Here is a 19,952-nt window from a genome sequence, read left to right as displayed (position 1 = left end):
GTGCTCATGGTGCGGCCCCATTTTCGGTGAGGCGGCGCTCGCACATCGTCATGCTGCGGTGGCCCAGCGTTTGTGCCTGCGCTTCCGAGTGCGTGACCAGGATGATGGCCAGTCCTGTGGCCAGCTCTTTTTGCAGCAGCTGTTCGGTGGCGGCGACGGCGGCCGGGTCCAGCGCGGCGGTGGGTTCGTCGAGCAGCAGCACCTGCGGCTTGCAGGCCAGCGACCGCACCAGGGCCATGCGCTGGCGCTCGCCGGTGGAGAGGCGGCCGATGTCGGCGTCCAGCAGCGCCGGCGACAGGTTCAGTTGCGGCAGCAGTTCGCGCACGCGCGCCATTTGCGCGGGCTTGAAATGGTCGGCGGCGGTGGGCAGCCACCATGCCGCTTCGGCGGGTTGGTAGACCACGCCGGCGCGCCACGCGGGTGCGCTCATGCCGGAGCGCGGCAGGCCGTCCAGCAGGGCTTCGCCGGTGTTGGGATCGAGATCGCACAGCATGCGCAGCAGCAGGCTTTTGCCGGCGCCCGAGGGGCCAGAGATGGTCAGGCATTCACCCGCCGCCAGGTCGAATGAAAACGGACCGGCCAGCGGCGATTGCAGGTTGCGGATGCGCAGGAGTGGGGCAGCGGCTACGTCGGTTTGGATCATTTGCTCAGATCAAGCCGTCGAACAGCAGCACCTCGACCATCTCGCCGGCGGCGATGTCCGCCTGCGCCTCGTGCAGCACGACGATGCAGTTCGCCTCCGTCATGGAGCTCAGGATGCCGGAGCCCTGCGCGCCGGTCAGGCGCACTTGCGGCGCGCCGTCGGCGCCGGCGCTGACGATGCCGCGCTGGTATTCGGTGCGGCCGGGGCGTTTGCGGATCGCCGCCATGCTGCGGGCCTGCATTGCCTGTTGCGTGGCCTGCGTCCCCATCATGCGCAGCAGCGCGGGACGGGCGAACATGTAGAACGATACCATCACCGCCACCGGATTGCCGGGCAGGCCAAACAGCCAGGCGCTGTCTGCCTCGCTGCGGATCTGGCCGAAGGCGAGCGGCCGGCCGGGACGCATCGCCAGCTTCCAGAAGTCGACGTCGCCGATGCGGCCGAGGATGTCGCGCGTGTAGTCGGCCGCGCCTTCGGAGACGCCGCCGGAGGTGATGATGGCGTCGGCGTTGGCGCAGGCGTCGAGCAGCGCCGCCTCCAGCGCGGCCGGGTCGTCGCGCACGATGCCCATGTCGATGACGTCGCAACCCAGCCGCGTCAACATGCCGAACAGCGTGTAGCGGTTGCTGTCGTAGACGCAGCCGTCGTCGAGTGGCTCGCCCAGCGAGCGCAGTTCGTCGCCGGTGGAGAAGAAGGCCACGCGCAGCTTGCGCCGCACGGCCACTTCGCCGATGCCGAGCGAGGCCACCAGGCCCAGGTCGGCGGGGCGCATGATTTTACCCTGGGCCAGGGCGATGCCGCCGGCCTTCAAATCTTCGCCGGCGAAGCGGCGGTTGGCGCCGGTGCGGATGGCGCCATGCCGGATCGTGACCGTGTCTGCGCCGATGTGCGCGGCCAGTTCCTGCGGCAGCACGCTGTCGCAGCCGGGCGGGATGGCGGCGCCGGTCATGATGCGGATGCACTCGCCGGCTTGCGGCGCCTGCGCGCACGGGCGGCCGGCGTAGGCGATGCCGACCACCTTGAACGTGGCGTCGGGCGCGCCGGCAGGGGGCAGGTCGGCGCCGCGCAGCGCGTAGCCGTCCATCGCCGAGTTGTCGTAGGCCGGCACGTTGATCGGCGAGATGATGTCTTCGGCCAGCACGCGGTCGAGGGCGTCGCGCAGCGCGAGCCGTTCGGTGGCCGCGACCGGCGTCACGCGCTCGCAGATGATGCGCTGCGCCTCGGCCACGGGCAGCGCGCCGGGATCGGCTGCGCGGACAGTGGCGGCGGCGGGCGCTGGGGCGCGTTCGTGCTGTTGCAGCTCTGCCAGCGTGTTGATGTTGCGGAAGGCGTCGGCCTGGTCGAACATCACCTCGGCCACGCGCAGCGATTTGAACCAGCTTTCCATGCGGCGCGCGCCGGTGTCCAGGTAGGCGTCCAGCTGCGGCAGCAGGCTGGCTTTGAGCAGGGCGAATACGGGGTGCGGCTGGCGGTGCGGCTCGGCGCCGGCTTCGGATTCCATGGTGACGGCCAGCGCCACGTCGGCATCCTGCGCCAGCATCGCCGCGTACAGGCGTTCGGCCAGGTCTTCAGGCAGGAAGGGCGAGTCGCAGGGAGCGGTCAGCAGCAGTTCGGTGGGGCAGTACTGGAGACCGATCTGCAGGCCGGCCAGCGGGCCTTCAAAGCCGTCCAGGTAGTCCGGCAGCACCGGCGCTGCGCCGGCGACGGCCTGGTATTGCGGCAGGTTGCGGTTGGCGTTGATGACGACGCTGGCCGCTTGCGGCGCCAGGCGGCGCATCACGTGTTCCACCAGCGTGGCGCCGCGGAACGGCTGCAAACCCTTGTCGACGCGGCCCATGCGCGTGCCGCGCCCGCCCGCCAGTATCAGTCCGGTGACCTTGCTCTTCAAAGACAAACTACCCTCCGATGTAAGACATTTCCACTTTATTGGCGCTGCGTTGCAGGCCGTCGGTGTCATTGGTGCGCAGTTCCGAGTAGCGGTCGCCGCGCGCGCGCCATAGCTGCGCCAGCACGGTGCTGATTTCCGCGTCGCTGCGGCCGTCGCGCAGCAGGGCGCGCAGATCGTGGCCGCTGGTGGCGAACAGGCAGGTGTAGAGCTTACCCTCGGTCGACAGGCGCGCGCGGGTACAGTCTCCGCAGAAGGCGTGGGATACACTCGAGATCAGGCCGATCTCGCCGCCGCCGTCGCCGTTGTTGTCGATATAGCGCCAGCGGGCGGCGGTTTCGCCGGTGTAGTTGGCCGACAGCGGCTCGAGCGGCATCTCGGCGTGGATGCGGCGCACCACTTCGGCGGACGGGATCACCTCGTCCATTTTCCAGCCGTTGGAGGCGCCGACGTCCATATATTCGATGAAGCGCAGGATGTAGGGCGTGTTCCTGAAGTGGCGCGCCATCGGCAGGATCTCCTGGTCGTTCATGCCGGCCTTGACCACCATGTTGATCTTGACCGGGCCCAGGCCCACCTGGTGCGCCACGTCTATGCCGTGCAGCACGTCTTCGACCGCGAAGTCGACGTCGTTCATTTTCTGGAAGGTGGCGTTGTCGAGCGCGTCGAGCGAGACGGTGATGCGTTGCAGGCCGGCGTCCTTGAGCGACTGCGCCTTGCGGGCCAGCAGCGAGGCGTTGGTGGTCAGCGTCAGGTCGAGCGGCTTGCCGTGGACGGTCTTCAGTTCGGCCAGCATGCCGACCAGCCGTTCGATGTTCTTGCGCAGCAGCGGTTCGCCGCCGGTCAGGCGGATCTTCTCGACGCCGTGGGCGATAAAGGTTTGCGCCAGGCGGGTGATTTCTTCGAACGACAGCAGCGAGGTGTGCGGCAGGTATTGGTAGTCGCTGTCGAACACCGCCTTGGGCATGCAGTAGACGCAGCGGAAATTGCAGCGGTCGGTGACGGAGATGCGCAGGTCGTGCAGCGGACGGGCCAGTTGATCGCTCAACAGGCCGGTCGGCGCCTCCAGGATAGCGGGGATGGCGGGCGGCGCGGGGCGCTGGCTGGCCATCATAATAATTTTCTCTGCCATGACTCTACAATCTTGCTGTTTTTGAAATGCGGGACAACGGTTGGGCAACTCCAAGAAGCTACGATAGCACGCTGCCGCCAACCCCGGATTAAAAAAGCCCCGCCGGCCTGAACGCGCTCAAGAGCGCGCTCGGTGCCGGCGGGGCTTTTTGGTTTTGCTATCCGCTGCGATTAGCGGCGGGTGTCCACCTGGACCAGCGGCTCGTCATTTTGCGGCGGCAGCGGCTTGCGTTCGCGTGGAACGCGGGCCGGTGCTACGGCGTTGGCGGCTGCTTCCTGCGCGGCGCGCAGCTTGGCTGGATCGGTGGCTGCCAGCGTCAGGCCGGCGGAGCCGAGCACTGCTTGCAGGTCGATCGGGGCCGATGGCGCCACCGGTGCTGGCACTGGTGCTGCTACTGGCGCCGGCGCTGCGACGACCGCAGCAACTGGCTCGGCAACCACTGGCGCCACCACTGGAGCAGGGGCTGGCGTTGGAGCAGGAGCTGCTGCGACCGGCGCGGCTTCCACCACGACTGGTGCGGCAACTTCCACCACCACGGCCGGCGCTTCCGCGACGACTGGGGCTGCTGGTGCTTCGACCTGCGCCGGCGCTGCCGGTGCTTCCACCACAACAGCTACTGGCTCGGCGACGACTGGCGCAGCTTCCACTACAGGCGCTGCAACAACGGCAGGCGCTTCAACGACTGGCGCTGGTTCCGGCGTGACGACTGCTGCCACGACTGGCTCGGCGGCCGGCGCTTCGGCAAGCACTGGCGCGGTGACGACTGGCTCAACCACGGCCACTGCTTCCACGGCCGCTGCTTCCATCGTGGCTGCTGCCGGAGCAACTGCTGCCTCGGCGGTTGGTGCGCTGAAGCTCAGGGCGATCTGCTCGCCTTGCTCACCAGCTTCACCCGCGGCCGATTCCTGGCCTTCCGCGCCTTCCACACCTTCGCTACCGTCACGGTCGCGACGATTGCGGTTGCGGCCACCACGACGGCGACGACGACGCGGTTCTTCACCGTCCACCGCTGCTTCGTTTTCATCACCTTCCGGGCCGGCGCTCGGCGCGGTTTTCAGGATGCTGGTGGCTGCTTCGGTCACCGGGCCGGTCGACGGCACGCCGACGTTCAGCGCCAATTCTTCAACCTTGGCTTCGACCGGGGCTTTCTCGCCGCGTGGTTCACGCGGTGGACGTGGCGTGCGCTCTGCACGTTCCGCACGTTCCGGACGCTCTGCGCGTTCGCGTGGCGCCTGGCCTTCTGCTGCCTGGTTTTCACGCGGTTCGCGCGGCTCGCGCGGTGGACGCGGTGGGCGTGCCGGACGGCCGTTGGCGTCGACTGCCTTCGCTTCGTCCGCTGCCGGACGGGCTGCGCCTGGTTCGCGCTCTTCGCGCTCGCCACGGCCTGCGGCCTTGCCGTTACGGTTGCGGCCACGTGGGCCACGCGCGTTGCGGTCGCCACGGTCGCCGGACGGCGCCTTGACCACGATGGTCGGCTGCTGCGGCAGGGCCGTCGGCGCCGGTTTCGGGCTCAGGAAGCTGAACAGCTTGGCGAAGAAACCTTGCTCGGCCGGTGCTGGCACTGGGGCCGGCGCTGGCTTGATGACGGTTTCGGTCGGCTTGCGCTCGACCAGCGGTGCAGGCTGGTCAGGGGTGATGGTCTTGACCATGGCTTCCTGGCGCGGCTTGGCTTCTTCCTTCTGGCGCTTGCTGTAGGCCATGTCGGTTTCGGCTTGCTCGGCCAGCGAATAGCTCGCCTGGCTTTCTTCCAGACGCGGATCGTCGTGTTTGATGCGCTCCAGTTTGTAGTGCGGGGTTTCCAGGTGCTTGTTCGGCACCAGGATGATGCTGATGCGGTGGCGAGTTTCGATCTTCAGCACTTCGCCGCGCTTTTCGTTCAGCAGGAAGGCCGCCACGTCCACGGGAACCTGCACGTGGATGGTGGCCGAGTTTTCCTTCATCGCCTCTTCCTGGATGATGCGCAGCACTTGCAGGGCCGACGATTCGGTGTCGCGGATATGGCCGGTGCCGGAGCAGCGCGGGCAGGTCACGTGCGAACCCTCGGACAGCGAAGGACGCAGGCGCTGGCGCGACAGTTCCATCAGGCCGAAGCGGGAAATCTTGCCCATCTGGACGCGGGCACGGTCGTGGTGCAGCGCGTCTTTCAAACGCTGTTCGACTTCGCGCTGGTTCTTGGCCACTTCCATGTCGATGAAGTCGATCACGATCAGGCCGCCCAAGTCGCGCAGGCGCAGCTGGCGGGCCACTTCTTCAGCGGCTTCGCAGTTGGTGTTGAAGGCGGTGGTCTCGATGTCCGAACCGCGGGTGGCGCGGGCCGAGTTGACGTCGACCGACACCAGCGCTTCGGTGTGGTCGATCACGATGGCGCCGCCCGATGGCAGCGGCACGGTGCGGCTGTAGGCGGTTTCGATCTGGTGTTCGATCTGGAAGCGGGAGAACAGCGGCACGTCGTCGCTGTAGCGCTTCACGCGGTGCACCATGTCCGGCATCACGTGGCTCATGAACTGGTGAGCCTGTTCGTAGATGTCGTCGGTGTCGATCAGGATTTCGCCGATGTCAGGCTGGAAGTAATCGCGGATGGCGCGGATCACCAGCGACGATTCCTGGTAGATCAGGAACGCGCCGGAGGCCGACTTGCCGGCGCCTTCGATCGCGCGCCACAGTTGCATCAGGTAGTTCAAGTCCCACTGCAGTTCGTCGACGTTGCGGCCGATGCCTGCGGTGCGGGCAATCACCGACATGCCTGGCGGCAGGTCCAGCTTGTCCATGGTTTCGCGCAGTTCCTGGCGCTCTTCACCTTCGACACGGCGCGATACACCACCGCCGCGCGGGTTGTTCGGCATCAGCACCAGGTAGCGGCCGGCCAGCGAGACGAAGGAGGTCAGGGCGGCGCCCTTGTTGCCGCGCTCTTCCTTTTCGACCTGGACCATGATTTCCTGGCCTTCGCGCAGCGCTTCCTTGACGGAGGCGGTACGGACATCCACACCTTCACGGAAGTACGTGCGTGCTACTTCCTTGAAAGGCAGGAAACCGTGGCGATCTTCGCCGTAGCTGACGAAGCAAGCTTCCAGCGACGGCTCGATGCGGGTGATCACGCCTTTGTAGATGTTGGATTTGCGCTGTTCGCGGCCGGCGGTTTCGATGTCGATATCGATCAGTTTCTGACCGTCGACGATCGCTACGCGCAATTCTTCTTGCTGCGTAGCATTAAACAACATGCGTTTCATTTTTATTAACTCCGCGACCCGTAGGTCATCTCTGTGCCGCTCGGTTTCTTAGGACCGAGGCAGCGTGGTACAGGGATATACGCGAGAATTAATGTGATTGCGGTGGGTATGCCCATCCTGTGCGGCGCAGCAACGCGAACGAAAACGTCCGCGCTGCGGCCGCAACTGGGCGCATGAGGTCGATCGACATGCCGAGTGCTCGCATCACCTACAACTCATCCATGCGGCCTCTGAAAGACGGCAGAGAAATGCAGGCGGTGAGCAACGTCGTTGAGAGCCAAATCCTGACCAGGCTTACATACTACAAGTATTGCAACTTCGGTAACCAGGCTTGTTTCAGCCTTCCGTCGAGCTTGCAGCAAAGCATGGGGTTTGGCGAAAACGGCAAGCGTTATCAACTTCATCAACCGGCCAGCTCGACATTAGACCGAGCTGGCCGGACTTTATCCTTACAATCCAACCATATTAATTCAGCATCCCTACTGACATCCGATTACAACAACGGTGCAACCTTGATTCCGGCAGGGGTGGTGCGTATACATTTTTTCCTCTGAATTTGCAATTTGGCGAGGCCAGTGGAGACGCCCCTGTGTAAAATGTGCTTTTATTCTTACACTTGCCGCAGATTGAGCCACAGCGCTAACAATTATATATTCAAAATGAAGGACTTAGAGAGATTTCTGGGAAGACAGAGCAAATGAAGCAACAAAAAGATGTTATCCCACCTTCAACACCCCAGGACGTTCCGCTCCAAGCGCAGTTCGTCACCATTACTGAAGAAGAAGCCGGTCAGCGTATCGACAACTACCTATTGCGTATTTGCAAAGGCGTGCCGAAGAGCCACGTCTATCGCATTCTGCGCTCGGGTGAGGTGCGCGTTAACAAAGGGCGCATCGATCAACTGTATCGTCTGGTACAAGGGGATGTCGTTCGTATTCCACCGATCCGCATCGCCGAGAAGGCCGACACCACCCATGTGCCGGCCGCCGAATTCAAGGTGATCTTCGAGGATGCTCAGCTGCTGGTGATCGACAAGCCGGCCGGCGTGGCCGTGCACGGCGGTTCCGGCGTGTCCTTCGGCGTGATCGAGCAGTTGCGCGCATCGCGTCCGGACGCCAAGTTCCTGGAACTGGTGCACCGGCTGGACCGCGACACCTCCGGTTTGCTGTTGTTGGCGAAGAAACGTTCGGCGCTGACCAACCTGCACGAACAGATGCGCGACGGCCATACCGACAAGCGTTACCTGACGATGGTGGCGGGCGACTGGAAGAATGCACGCCAGCACGTCAAGCTGCCGCTGCATAAATACACCACGGCCGACGGCGAACGCCGCGTGGCGGTGCAGGCCGAGGGCATGCCGTCGCACACGGTGTTCTCGCTGCTGAAGAAATTCAAGGACTTCGCCCTGCTGGAAGCCGAACTGAAGACCGGACGCACCCACCAGATCCGCGTCCACCTCGCATCTTCCGGCTTCGCCATCCTGGGTGACGACAAATACGGCGATTTCGCCTTGAACCGCGTTTTGTTGAAGGCCGACGCCACGCGCGGCGCGCTCAAGCGCATGTTCCTGCACGCCCATCAGATTACCTTTACCCATCCAGATTCCGGCAAAATCATGACGCTGAACGCGCCATTGGCTGCCGAATGTGAGCGATTCTTGGTAAGCTTGGGGAAACCTCTTAACTAATCGCAAATATTATTGAAGGAGCCGGCCCGCCATAGCAGGCCGGAACACATGGCAAGAAAGCAATTTGATTTAATCGTCTTCGATTGGGATGGAACGTTGATGGATTCAACGTCAACCATCGTGAAGTGCATCCAGGCGGCGGCCAGGGACTTGTCCCTGCCGATCCCCCGCGACGACGTTGCCGCCCATGTGATCGGCCTCGGCCTGCATGAAGCCATGCAGGCGGTGTTGCCGGAGATCGATTCATCGTATTATCCGCGCATGGTGGAACGTTACCGCTATCACTTCCTGTCGCGCGACCACGAGTTGACCCTGTTCCCCGGCGTGCAGGACATGCTGACGGAACTGTCGCAGAACGGCTATTTCCTGGCGGTGGCCACCGGCAAGAGCCGGGTCGGCCTGAACCGCGCCATGAATGACGTCAAGCTGTTGTCCATGTTTGACGCCACCCGTTGCGCTGATGAAACCTTCTCCAAGCCACATCCCGCCATGTTGCAGGAGTTGACGCGGGAATTGGGCCAGGATATGCGCCGTACCGTGATGATCGGCGATACTTCGCATGATTTGCTGATGGCGAACAATGCCGGCGCGTCTGCCATCGCGGTGCAGTATGGCGCCCATCCGGTCGATCAGCTGGCCGCCTGCAAGCCGCTGTACTCGGCCGCCACGGTGGCCGAGTTGCATCAATGGCTGAGCGAGCACGCATAATGGCTGACGAAGATATCCTGATCTGCGCCGCCGACGCCGTGCTGGAGGGCGGCAAGGGCGTGCGCTTCCCGGTGACGGCCGGCGGCGACGATGGCACCGGTTTCGTGGTGCGCTACGGCGGCAAGGCATACGCCTACCTGAACCGTTGCGCCCACGTGCCGATCGAACTGGACTGGGCCGAAGGCGAGTTCTTCGAGTCCAGCGGGCTGTACCTGATGTGCTCCACGCACGGCGCGATCTACGTGCCGGAAAGCGGTTTCTGCGCCGGCGGGCCATGCAAAGGCGGACGTTTGCGCCCGATCAGCGTCGTTGAGCGCGATCAGCAGATTTTTTGGCAACCGGATGACTACGTGCGCCCCGCGCGCGCCTGACTGACCTTAAACGAGAACTATGAGCGATAACACTAGCGAAAATGGCGGTAACAACGCCGAAAAACCAGCATCGGCGCCTCCTGTGCCGGTCAAGGCAACGGTCACAGCGTCCAATTGGGAGCGCGAGGTGCTGGAAAAGCTGGTGTTTGCCACGCTCAAGGAGCAGAAGGCGGCGCGCCGCTGGGGCATCTTCTTCAAGGCCGTGACCTTGCTGGTGATCGTGGTCGGGCTGAGCGCCTACCTGGATATCAGCTGGACCGGCTCGGAAGAAACCCTGGGCCGCCACACGGCGCTGATCGAGATCGAAGGCGCGATCGAGTCCGAGGGCAGCGGCGCCGCCTCGGTGGTGATACCCGCGCTGAACAAGGCGTTTTCCGACAGCGGCTCGGTGGCGGTGGTGATGCACATCAATAGTCCAGGCGGCAGCCCGGTGCAAGCGGGCATGATCGTCGACGAGATGGTGCGCCTGCGCAAGGGCTATCCGGCCAAGCCGCTGTACGTGGTGGTCGATGAAATCTGCGCCTCTGGCTGTTACTACATCGCCGCCGGCGCCGACCGCATCTACGTCAACAAGGCCAGCATCATCGGTTCGATCGGCGTGCTGATGGATGGCTTCGGCTTCACCGGCATCATGGAAAAAGTCGGCGTCGAGCGCCGCCTGCTGACGGCCGGCGAGAACAAGGGCTTCATGGACCCGTTCAGCCCACTGACCGACAAGCACAAGCAATACGCGCAGACCATGCTCAACGAGATCCACCAGCAGTTCATCCAGGTGGTGCGCAGCGGCCGCGGCAAGCGCCTGAAGGAAAGCCCGGAAATGTTCTCCGGCCTGTTCTGGACCGGCGCCAAATCCATCGACATGGGCCTGGCCGACGCCTTCGGCACGGTCGACAGCGTGGCGCGCGACGTGGTCAAGGCCGAAGACATCATCGACTACACCCAGCATGAAGGCTTGCCGGAGCGCGTGCTGAAGAAATTCGGCGCGGCGATGGGCGCCGGCGCGGTCAAATCGGCGCTGGACAACGTCAAGCCCAGCCTGCGCTAGGCGGGCGGAAAGGCAGGCTGGCCGTTAGTCGCAGTGATCGCATCACTGGACTCGCGATTAACATTATCAATCCAGCCTTATTCATGCTTGCATATCCGACCCGGTGGACTATAGTGGTGTTGTAGTTCTTTCCAAGGGAGGCCGATATAAACAGTTTATCTTGTTGTCAGCACGATCTTGTTCAGTTTGATGGAACTACTCAGCTGCATCATTGATGCGGAGTAGAGAGAATTTCGATTCCTCGTAAAGAGTCCTGTAATGGGGCTGAAAACAGCGGCGCAATGCCGCTGTTTTCAATTGCGGCGTCGCTTTGCGCGAAGCCGCCGGCATCCAGCCAAGCCAGGAACTGCGCTTGTCGGTTGGCATGCCATTGTTCCAGAGCGCCGGCGGGCGCGGCGTCCGGCGGCAGGCAGCTGCGGCAGCGCGCCAGCAGCAGTTCGGTTCTGTGCATGGCGGCCTGTTCTTGAGCCGCTGTCGTAACGGAGAGTAGGGTAGACATGGTAGGTCCTGCTGAGCTTTCCTAATGCACTAGGCGGATTCCTAGTGCAATTTCAGTTTATCAACGGAATTGGCGCGGGACTTGATATTCATCAAGGTTGATAACTATCTAGAATGAATGCTGCACTGCAATAATTTGCGCCTTCCCGCTGCCACCGCCATCCTGTAAAATCCGGCCATGAGTAAACTATCCCTAGACCGCATCCTGCAATCGCAGGGTTATGGCACCCGCAAGTATTGCCGCTCCCTCATCGAGGATGGCGAAGTCAGCATCGGCGGCGTCGTGCACGACAATTACAAAGCCAGCATCGAGACCGATGGCCTGGTGCTGACCATCTTCGACGAAGAATGGGTCTACCGCGAGCACCTGTATATCGCGCTCAACAAGCCGGCCAATTTCGAATGCTCGCGCAAGCCCAGCCACCACCCCGGCGTGCTGACCCTGCTGCCCGAACAGTTCAGCTGGCGCGAAGTGCAGCCGGTCGGCCGCCTCGACCACGACACCACCGGCATGCTGCTGATGTCGGACGACGGCCCCTTCATCCACGCGCAATCGTCGCCCAAGCGCCATGTGCCGAAGATTTACCAGGCCACCACGCAGGAAGCGGTGACCGACGAGCTGGTGGCGCAATTGCTGTCCGGCGTGCAGCTGCACGACGAACCGGCGCCGCTGGCGGCGCAGACCTGCGTCAAGCGCGGCGAGCACCAGCTGGAAATCGTGCTGGAGCAGGGCAAGTACCACCAGGTCAAGCGCATGCTGGCGGCCGCCGGCAACCATTGCAGCGCCCTGCATCGCTCCGCCATCGGCGCGCTGACGCTGGAGTCGCTGGGCATCGCCGAGGGCGAGTGGTGCTATCTGACGGCGGAACAACTGGCGCTGTTGGCGCCCGCCGCATGAAGCTGGCGACGCTGAAGGACGGCACCCGCGACGGCCAGCTGATGGTGGTGTCGCGCGACCTGAAGACCGCGCAACTGGCCGACGGCGTGGCGCGCACCTTGCAGCGCGCGCTGGACGACTGGAGCTTCATCGCGCCGCAGCTGGACGCCATCTACCAGGAGCTGAACCAGGGCCGCGCCCGCCGCAGCTTCGAGTTTGCGCCGGAGAACTGCATGGCGCCGCTGCCGCGCGCCTTCCAGTGGGCCGACGGCTCGGCCTACGTCAACCACGTCGAGCTGGTGCGCAAGGCGCGCGGCGCCGAGCTGCCGCCGTCGTTCTGGGAAGACCCGCTGATGTACCAGGGCGGCAGCGACGATTTCCTCGGCCCGCACGACGACATCGCGCTGTTCCACGAGGAGTGGGGCATCGATTTCGAGGCCGAAGTGGCGGTCATCACCGACGACGTGAGCATGGGCGCGACGCCGGACCAGGCGCACCAGCGCATCCGCCTGCTGATGCTGGTCAACGATGTGTCGCTGCGCAAGCTGATTCCGGACGAGCTGGCCAAGGGCTTCGGCTTTGTGCAGTCCAAGCCGGCCACCAGCTTCTCGCCGGTGGCGGTCACGCCGGACGAGCTGGGCGACGCCTGGAAGGGCGGCAAGGTCCACCTGCCGCTGCTGTCGACCTGGAACGGCAAGCTGGTCGGCAAGCCGCAGGCCGGCGTCGACATGGTGTTCAACTTCCCGCAGTTGATCGCCCACCTGGCCAAGTCGCGCAATGTGCGGGCCGGGTCCATCATCGGCTCGGGCACGGTGTCCAACAAGGACGCCAAGCGCGGCTATTCCTGCATCGCCGAGCAGCGCTGCCTGGAGACCATCGCCGGCGGCGCGCCGCTCACGCCCTACATGGCGTTCGGCGACACCATCCGCATCGAAATGCTGGGCGGCGACGGCAAATCCGTGTTTGGCGCCATCGAGCAGGCGGTCAAACAGGCGAGCGCCGAGCCGAACGGCCGGAAATTGCCGTAAAGAATCTACGAGCAGGGCCGGAAATACCGCCGTATTCGGGCGATGGCCCGGTCCTGCCGCGGTCGATAATGGCACTGTCGAGATAAACCCCGCAGCAGGCAGATTCCATGGCAGAAGACAGCGACGCAGAAAAGACCGAACCCGCGTCAGCCAAGCGCCTCGAGCAGGCGCGTGAAGAGGGCGACGTTCCCCGTTCGCGGGAAGTGGCGACGTTTACCGTGCTGATGGCGGCCGGCGCCGGCCTGTGGATGACCGGCGACGGGCTGGTGCGCCAGCTCAACGCCGCCCTGGTGTCCGGCCTGAGCTTGAGCCAGGAGCAAATCTTCGATGCCGACATCCTGCTCAACCGCATCGGCGTCGACGTGGTGCGGGTGATGCTCGCCTGCCTGCCGCTGGGCATCGCGGTGATGATCGTCGCGCTGGCGTCGCCGCTGCTGGTGGGCGGCTGGCTGTTCAGCGGCAAGGCGATCGCGCCCAATTTCAACAAACTCAATCCCGCCAACGGCCTTGGCAATATGTTCTCGTCCAACTCGCTGGTCGAGCTGTTCAAGGCGGTGGCCAAGGCGCTGGTGGTCGGCATGGTGGCCTGGCTGGTGGTGATGAAGCAGAAGGACGCCGTGATCGGCCTGGCGGTCGAGCCGCTCAAGCTGGGCATGACGCACACCCTCAATATGCTGGGCAGCAGCTTCCTGTTCATCGTCGGCGCGCTCGGCCTGATCGCCGCCATCGACGGTCCCTACCAGATGTGGCACTACGCGAACAAGCTGAAGATGACCCGCCAGGAGCTGATCCAGGAATCCAAGGAATCCGACGGCAATCCGCAAATCAAGGCCAAGATTCGCCAGCTGCAACGCGAGATGGCCAAGCGCCGCATGATGGCCGACGTGCCGACCGCCGACGTGGTGGTGACCAATCCTACCCACTACGCGGTGGCGCTGAAGTACAGCGACGGCATGCGCGGCGCGCCGAAGGTGGTGGCCAAGGGCACCGACGAGGTGGCGGCCAAGATCCGCGAGATCGCCAGGGAGCACAAGGTGATCATGCTGGAAGCGCCGGCGCTGGCGCGCGCGCTGCACAAGCACACCGAGATCGGCGACGAGATTCCGGAGGCGCTGTACTCGGCGGTGGCCGAAGTGCTGGCCTATGTGTTCCAGCTGCGCCTGTTCAGCAAGGGCGACGGCAACCGCCCGGATGTACCGAAGACACTCGATGTGCCGCCTGAGCTCGATCCGCTCAACCCCGCATCGCACAAGCAGAAACCCGACTTGAATAACGGAGCACCCGCATGAACGCCCTGAGCAACCTGAAACTGCCGCCATGGCTGCAAGGCATCGCCAACAGCCGCAACAAGAGCAGCCTGGCCGCGCCTATCCTGATCATCATGCTGCTGGCGATGATGGTGCTGCCGCTGCCGGCCTTTGTGCTCGACATCTTCTTCAGCTTCAACATCGCGCTGGCGGTGATCGTGCTGCTGACCAGCTTGTACACGGTCAAGCCGCTGGACTTCATGGCCTTCCCGACCATCCTGCTGGTGTCGACCATGCTGCGCCTGTCGCTGAACGTGGCCTCGACCCGCGTGGTGCTGACCGAGGGCCACAACGGTCCCGACGCCGCCGGCAAGGTGATCGAGGCCTTCGGCCACTTCCTGATCGGCGGTAACTACACGGTCGGTATCGTGGTCTTCATTATTTTGACGATCATTAACTTCACCGTGGTGACCAAGGGTGCGGGCCGCATCGCCGAGGTGGGCGCGCGTTTCGCCCTGGATGCGATGCCGGGCAAGCAGATGGCGATCGACGCCGACCTCAACGCCGGCCTGATCGGCGAGGCCGACGCCCGCAAGCGCCGCAGCGAAGTGGCGCAGGAAGCCGAATTCTACGGCGCCATGGACGGTGCCAGCAAATACGTGCGCGGCGACGCCGTGGCCGGCATCCTGGTGACGGTGATCAACGTGGTCGGCGGCCTGCTGGTCGGCCTGCTGCAACACGACCTGACCTTTGCCGACGCGCTCAAGAACTACACCTTGCTGGCCATCGGTGACGGCCTGGTGGCGCAGATCCCGTCGCTGGTGATTTCGACCGCGGCCGGTATCGTGGTGTCGCGCGTGGCCAGCGAGCAGGACATCGGCACCCAGGTGGTGGGGCAGTTGTTCGCCAAGCCGCAGGTGCTCTACATCACCGCCGCCATCATCGGCGGCATGGGCCTGATCCCCGGCATGCCCAACCTGGTGTTCCTGCTGCTGGCCGGCGTGCTGGCCGGTTCGGCCTATATGATGACGCGCAAGGCGGAAGAGGGCAAGATCGCCGAAGTGGCGGCGGCCGAAGCGGCGGCGTCGCCGGCCGCCGCGCCGGAGCAGGAGGAGGCCAGCTGGCAGGACATCATGCCGGTCGATACGCTGGGCCTGGAAGTGGGCTATCGCCTGATTCCGCTGGTGGACAAGACCCAGGGCGGCGAGCTGCTCAAGCGCATCAAGGGCATCCGCAAGAAGTTCGCGCAGGAGGTGGGTTTCCTGGCGCCGCCGGTGCACATCCGCGACAACCTGGAATTGAAGCCGTCGGCCTACCGCATCACGCTCAAGGGCGTGGAAGTGGGCACGGGCGAGGCCTTCAACGGCCAGTTCCTGGCGATCAATCCGGGCATGGCCAGCGGCACCTTGCCGGGCATGACGACCACCGATCCAGCCTTCGGCCTGCCGGCCACGTGGATCGACGCCAATCTGCGCGACCAGGCGCAGGGCATGGGCTATACGGTAGTCGACGCCGGCACCGTGGTGGCGACCCACTTGAATCACCTGATCACGACCCACGCCTCCGAGCTGCTGGGCCGGGCCGAGGTGCAGTCGCTGCTGGACCACCTGGGCAAGGATGCGCCCAAGCTGGTGGAAGACCTGGTGCCGAAGATGGTCTCGCTGTCGACGCTGCAGAAGGTGTTGCAGAACCTGCTGATGGAAGGCGTGCATATCCGCGACATGCGCTCGATCATCGAGACACTGGCCGAGCACGCCGTGCACACGCAGGACCCGGGCGACCTGACGGCGCTGGTGCGCATCGCGCTGGGACGCGCCATCGTGCAACAGCTGTTCCCCGGCGCCAGCGAGTTGTCGGTGATGACCCTGGATAACCGCCTGGAACGCCTGTTGATGCAGGCGCTGGCGGCCAGCGGTCCGGACGGCGCCGGCATCGAGCCGGGGCTGGCCGACACCATCGCCCAGCAGGCGCAGACGGCGGCGCAGCAGCAGGAGGCGCTGGGCTTGACGCCGGTGCTGCTGGTGCCGGGGCCACTGCGGGCCTTGTTGTCGCGCTTCCTGCGCCGCGCTTTGCCGCAGTTGAAGGTGTTGTCGCATGCGGAGATCCCGGAGACCAAGACCATCCGTGTGACGGCGCTGGTGGGCCAGCAGCCGGCTTAAGTTTGAGCGGATCGCGGATGCATCCATGTGGGCGGCCTAGACTGCTTGCATGGATGACGACGATTTCGATACGCCATGGAAGGAAGCGGTCATGCACCACTTCCCCGAGTTCATGGCCTTTTATTTCCCTCTTGCGTATGCCGCGATCGATTGGTCGCGGCCGTACACATTTCTCGATCAGGAATTTTCCGCGCTGACTTGCGATGCCGAGTTGGGCAAACGCTTGCTCGATAAGCTGGTTTCGGTGCAGCTGCATGATGGCGGCGAGCAATGGGTGCTGCTACATCTGGAAGTGCAGGGCTGGCGCGATACGGACTTTGCGGAACGTATGTTCGTCTACAACTATCGCGTCTATGATCGCTACCACCGTGCGGTAGCCAGCATGGCGTTGCTGACCGATGGTGGCAAGCGTTGGCGGCCTTCGTCGTTCAGTTACCGTTTGCTTGGCTGCACGATGGGGATTGAATTCCCTGTCGTTAAACTATTGGACTTCGCCGATCGTCTTGACGAGTTGCAGTGGCACGAGAACCCCTTTGCATTGGTGACGCTGGCGCATTTGCAGGCGCGGCAGACCAGGGGAAGTCCCCACCGCCGGCGCGCCGCCAAATTGCGGCTCACCAAACTTCTGTATCAGCGAGATTGGGACAAGCGGCGTATCATCAATTTGTACCGGGTGATCGACTGGATCATGCGATTGCCGCAAGCATTGGAAGTTCGGGTGGCCTACGTGGCTTTGCAATTGGAAAGGAGGCGAACTATGCCTTACATATCTTCGATGGAACGCCTTTGCATGGAGCAATGGCGCAAGCACGGACTTGAAGAAGGGCGGCAAGAAGGACGGCAACAAGGACGGCAACAAGGACGGCAAGAAGGACGGCAAGAAGGGCAGTCTGCCTTGCTGACCGCCTTGTTGCAGCAACGCTTCGGCGAGCTGGATGCTGCTGTCCGCACACGGCTTCTGGCGGCCGATGAATCGCAGCTGTCGGCATGGGCAAAAAACTTCGTTGGCGCCACCTCGCTGGATGAGGTTTTCCACAGCCCTTAAGCCGCCTCGGCCGCAATGGCGAAATGCGGCCCATTTGCCCCCCTGTTCCTCGGATCGTTTCCAGAGTGCATCGTTAATAATGGCACTGTCAGAGTAAAGGCGTCTCATCCGGAAGACGCACTGCTTGACTTAGATTCCTGAGAGCCGGCCATGAACGTCAAAAAATTTACCGCACCGACATCCCGCGAGGCGCTGCGCAAAGTGCGCGAATCGCTCGGCCCCGATGCCGTGATCCTGTCCAACCGCCAGGCCGATGGCGGCGTTGAAATCCTCGCCCTGGCCAACGACGATGCCGCCTCGCTGGCCATGCCGGCGCCGCACTCGCCGATGGCCGAACCGGCGCCGTCGCTCGACCTGGGCAGCGCCGGCCCGCAAGGCCGCGCCGATCAGCGTCATGAGCCGCGCCTGGAACAGCGCATGGAGCCGCGCTTCGAATCCAGCACCCCAACCCAGGCGCCAGCCGCCCCGCCAGCGCAACCGGTGCGCCGCGTGGTGGCGTCCGCTTCGTCGTTCGCCAGCGCCACCAAGGCCGCAGCCGCCGCGCCGGCGCCGGCCCAGGCCGCGCTGGACGTCGATCAGATCGCCGCCATGGTCAGTGCCGCCGTCGCCGGCGCCAAGCAGAGCGCCGCCGCCGAAATGCAGGGCATGATGAGTGAAATCCGCGCCATGCGCGGCATGATGGAAACCCAGCTGGCCGAAATCTCCTGGGGCACCACGCAAGCGCGCGAGCCGCAGAAAGCCGCCGTGCTGCGCGAGATGCTGGCGGCCGGCTTCTCGGCCAGCCTGGCGCGCTACCTGATCGAAAAACTGCCGGCCAACCGCGACGCCGCCGACAGCCTGCGCTGGATCAAGAACGTCCTGACCCGCAACCTGCAAACCATGGCCAACGAAGACGCGCTGATCGAACAGGGCGGCGTGTTCGCGCTGGTCGGCCCGACCGGCGTCGGCAAGACCACCAGCACCGCCAAGCTGGCCGCGCGCTGCGTGATGCGCCACGGCCCGGACAAGCTGGCCCTGATCACCACCGACGCCTACCGCATCGGCGCCCACGAGCAGCTGCGCATCTACGGCAAGATCCTCGGCGTGATGGTGCACTCGGTGAAGGACGAGGCCGACCTGCGCATCGCCCTGAAGGAACTGAAGAACAAGCACACGGTGCTGATCGACACGGTCGGCGTCAGCCAGCGCGACCAGATGGTGACGGAACAGGTCTCGATGCTGCAAGGCGCCGGTGCCGACGTCAAGCGCCTGCTGTGCCTGAACGCCACGGCCACCCAGGAAACCCTGAACGAAGTGGTGCGCGCCTATCAGGGCAGCGGCCTGGCCGGCTGCATCATGACCAAGCTGGATGAAGCGGCCGCGATCGGCAATGTGCTCGACGTGGTGATCCGCCAAAAACTCAATCTGTTCTACGTCTCGAACGGCCAACGCGTGCCGGAAGACCTGCACCTGGCCGATCCGGCCTACCTGATCGATCGCGCTTTCAAGTTGAAACGCGACGTCGTCAGCACCCAATACCTGGACGCCGAACTGCCTCTGCTGATGAGCAACGGCCAGGCCCAGCAAGCAATGCGCGAGGTGCACCTTGGCTAATTTCGATTTCGACCAGGCGGAGGGACTGCGCCGCATGCTGGCGGGGGCCCAGCCCCGCATCGTCACCTTCCTGTCGGCCACGCCGCAGGACGACAAGGGCGCCATGCTGGTCAACCTGGGCGCCTCGCTGGCCCGGGCCGGCAACGACGTGCTGCTGGTGGACGCCTGCGCCAGCGCCCACGGCGTGGCCAGCCGCCTCGGCGTGGATGGCGGCGCCAGCCTGCTCGACGTGGCGCGCCAGGAGTGCGCGCTGAACCAGGTGATCCACCAGGTGCCGCAAGGCTTCGCTGTGGCGTCGATGACACGCGGCGTGGCGCGCAGCGGCCCGGACGAGACGCGCCGCCTGGCCAAGGCCTTCGACGTGCTGGCCAAGCAGACCGGCATCGTCATCGTCGACGGCGAGTTCGACGGCGTGGCCTTCCCGGTGCCGGTCATGGCCAGCTCGGAAATCGTGGTGCAGGTATCGAATAGCGCTACCTCGATCAAGGCCGCGTACAGTATGATCAAGCGCCTGAACCAGGAGCTCGGTCGGCGGCCGTTTGGAATTCTGGTCACCGGGGCTTCCGAATCGGAAGCAAAGGTGGTATACGATAATATGGCACAGGCAGCAAGCCGATACCTGGCGGTGAACCTCGTTTCGATGGGATCGGTGCCGGCGGATGAATACCTGCAGCGCGCGGCACGCTTGGGGCGTGCGGTGGTCGATGCGTTTCCGCTGGCCGGGGCTTCGGTCGCGTTTCGTCAACTGGCGGGGCGCTTCGCGCTGGCCGGCTCGCCATCTTTCCGTTAAGGGAGCATCATAATTTT

At 64.2% G+C, this 19,952-nt stretch carries 17 protein-coding genes; 12 read left to right on the top strand and 5 right to left on the bottom strand.

Going from position 1 to position 19,952, the window contains the following annotated elements:
• Positions 1-4 precede the first annotated feature (4 nt).
• The 4 genes from AC07OK_RS16785 to AC07OK_RS16770 form a co-directional block, all read right to left on the bottom strand.
• Complete coding sequence (locus AC07OK_RS16785; protein WP_494691383.1) at positions 5-643, bottom strand: ABC transporter ATP-binding protein; 639 nt, start codon at positions 641-643, stop codon at positions 5-7.
• 4 nt (positions 644-647) lie between these two features.
• Positions 648-2,537 carry a molybdopterin molybdotransferase MoeA gene (moeA, locus tag AC07OK_RS16780; protein WP_494691382.1) on the bottom strand — a complete coding sequence of 630 codons (1,890 nt, stop codon included), beginning with the start codon at positions 2,535-2,537 and terminating at the stop codon, positions 648-650.
• Position 2,538: 1 nt separating this feature from the next.
• A complete protein-coding gene (gene moaA / locus AC07OK_RS16775) occupies positions 2,539-3,660 on the bottom strand; it encodes a GTP 3',8-cyclase MoaA (protein WP_494691381.1) in 1,122 nt (373 codons plus the stop codon).
• Between the two features lie 170 nt (positions 3,661-3,830).
• Complete coding sequence (locus tag AC07OK_RS16770; RefSeq protein WP_494691380.1) at positions 3,831-6,887, bottom strand: Rne/Rng family ribonuclease; 3,057 nt, start codon at positions 6,885-6,887, stop codon at positions 3,831-3,833.
• Positions 6,888-7,060: 173 nt separating this feature from the next.
• Here AC07OK_RS16770 and AC07OK_RS16765 point away from each other — a divergent pair, with 173 nt between their 5' ends.
• The 5 genes from AC07OK_RS16765 (at position 7,061) to AC07OK_RS16745 (ending at position 10,698) form a co-directional block, all read left to right on the top strand.
• A complete protein-coding gene (locus AC07OK_RS16765) occupies positions 7,061-7,441 on the top strand; it encodes a hypothetical protein (protein ID WP_492929189.1) in 381 nt (126 codons plus the stop codon).
• Positions 7,442-7,584: 143 nt separating this feature from the next.
• Positions 7,585-8,574 carry an RluA family pseudouridine synthase gene (locus tag AC07OK_RS16760; protein WP_492929191.1) on the top strand — a complete coding sequence of 330 codons (990 nt, stop codon included), beginning with the start codon at positions 7,585-7,587 and terminating at the stop codon, positions 8,572-8,574.
• A gap of 48 nt (positions 8,575-8,622) precedes the next feature.
• Positions 8,623-9,282 (top strand): HAD-IIIA family hydrolase, encoded by a 660-nt coding sequence (locus AC07OK_RS16755; protein WP_494691379.1) that lies wholly within the window; start codon positions 8,623-8,625, stop codon positions 9,280-9,282.
• Positions 9,282-9,653, top strand: a complete 372-nt coding sequence (locus AC07OK_RS16750; RefSeq protein ID WP_494691378.1) for a Rieske (2Fe-2S) protein — start codon at positions 9,282-9,284, stop codon at positions 9,651-9,653. Before AC07OK_RS16755 ends, AC07OK_RS16750 begins: the two co-directional genes overlap by 1 nt.
• 19 nt (positions 9,654-9,672) lie before the next feature.
• Positions 9,673-10,698, top strand: coding sequence for a S49 family peptidase (locus AC07OK_RS16745; RefSeq protein ID WP_494691377.1), 1,026 nt, complete (start codon positions 9,673-9,675; stop codon positions 10,696-10,698).
• Between the two features lie 208 nt (positions 10,699-10,906).
• Here the strand turns inward: AC07OK_RS16745 and AC07OK_RS16740 are convergent, their stop codons facing one another.
• On the bottom strand, positions 10,907-11,197 hold the full coding sequence (locus tag AC07OK_RS16740) for a hypothetical protein (protein WP_494691376.1): 291 nt from the start codon (positions 11,195-11,197) through the stop codon (positions 10,907-10,909).
• A 177-nt stretch (positions 11,198-11,374) separates the two neighbouring features.
• Between AC07OK_RS16740 and AC07OK_RS16735 the strand changes: the two genes are divergently transcribed.
• The 7 genes from AC07OK_RS16735 to AC07OK_RS16705 all read left to right on the top strand — a co-directional run bounded on the left by AC07OK_RS16735 (position 11,375) and on the right by AC07OK_RS16705 (position 19,935).
• Complete coding sequence (locus AC07OK_RS16735) at positions 11,375-12,094, top strand: pseudouridine synthase (RefSeq protein WP_494691375.1); 720 nt, start codon at positions 11,375-11,377, stop codon at positions 12,092-12,094.
• Positions 12,091-13,101 (top strand): fumarylacetoacetate hydrolase family protein, encoded by a 1,011-nt coding sequence (locus AC07OK_RS16730; RefSeq protein WP_494691374.1) that lies wholly within the window; start codon positions 12,091-12,093, stop codon positions 13,099-13,101. Before AC07OK_RS16735 ends, AC07OK_RS16730 begins: the two co-directional genes overlap by 4 nt.
• A 107-nt stretch (positions 13,102-13,208) precedes the next feature.
• On the top strand, positions 13,209-14,390 hold the full coding sequence (gene flhB / locus AC07OK_RS16725) for a flagellar biosynthesis protein FlhB (protein ID WP_494691373.1): 1,182 nt from the start codon (positions 13,209-13,211) through the stop codon (positions 14,388-14,390).
• Entirely contained in the window at positions 14,387-16,507 is a 2,121-nt protein-coding gene (gene flhA, locus AC07OK_RS16720) for a flagellar biosynthesis protein FlhA (RefSeq protein ID WP_494691372.1), read from the top strand. The genes flhB and flhA overlap by 4 nt, the downstream gene beginning before the upstream one ends.
• A 49-nt stretch (positions 16,508-16,556) precedes the next feature.
• Positions 16,557-17,552 (top strand): DUF4351 domain-containing protein, encoded by a 996-nt coding sequence (locus AC07OK_RS16715; RefSeq protein ID WP_494691371.1) that lies wholly within the window; start codon positions 16,557-16,559, stop codon positions 17,550-17,552.
• Between the two features lie 150 nt (positions 17,553-17,702).
• Positions 17,703-19,145: a flagellar biosynthesis GTPase FlhF gene (flhF, locus tag AC07OK_RS16710; protein WP_494691370.1), complete on the top strand. Its 1,443-nt coding sequence runs from the start codon at positions 17,703-17,705 to the stop codon at positions 19,143-19,145.
• Entirely contained in the window at positions 19,138-19,935 is a 798-nt protein-coding gene (locus AC07OK_RS16705) for a MinD/ParA family ATP-binding protein (protein ID WP_494691369.1), read from the top strand. Before flhF ends, AC07OK_RS16705 begins: the two co-directional genes overlap by 8 nt.
• Positions 19,936-19,952 lie beyond the last annotated feature (17 nt).

The organism is Duganella sp. GW821-FHT07G03 (assembly GCF_059418605.1).
This window is presented reverse-complemented; position numbering and strand designations above follow the sequence as displayed.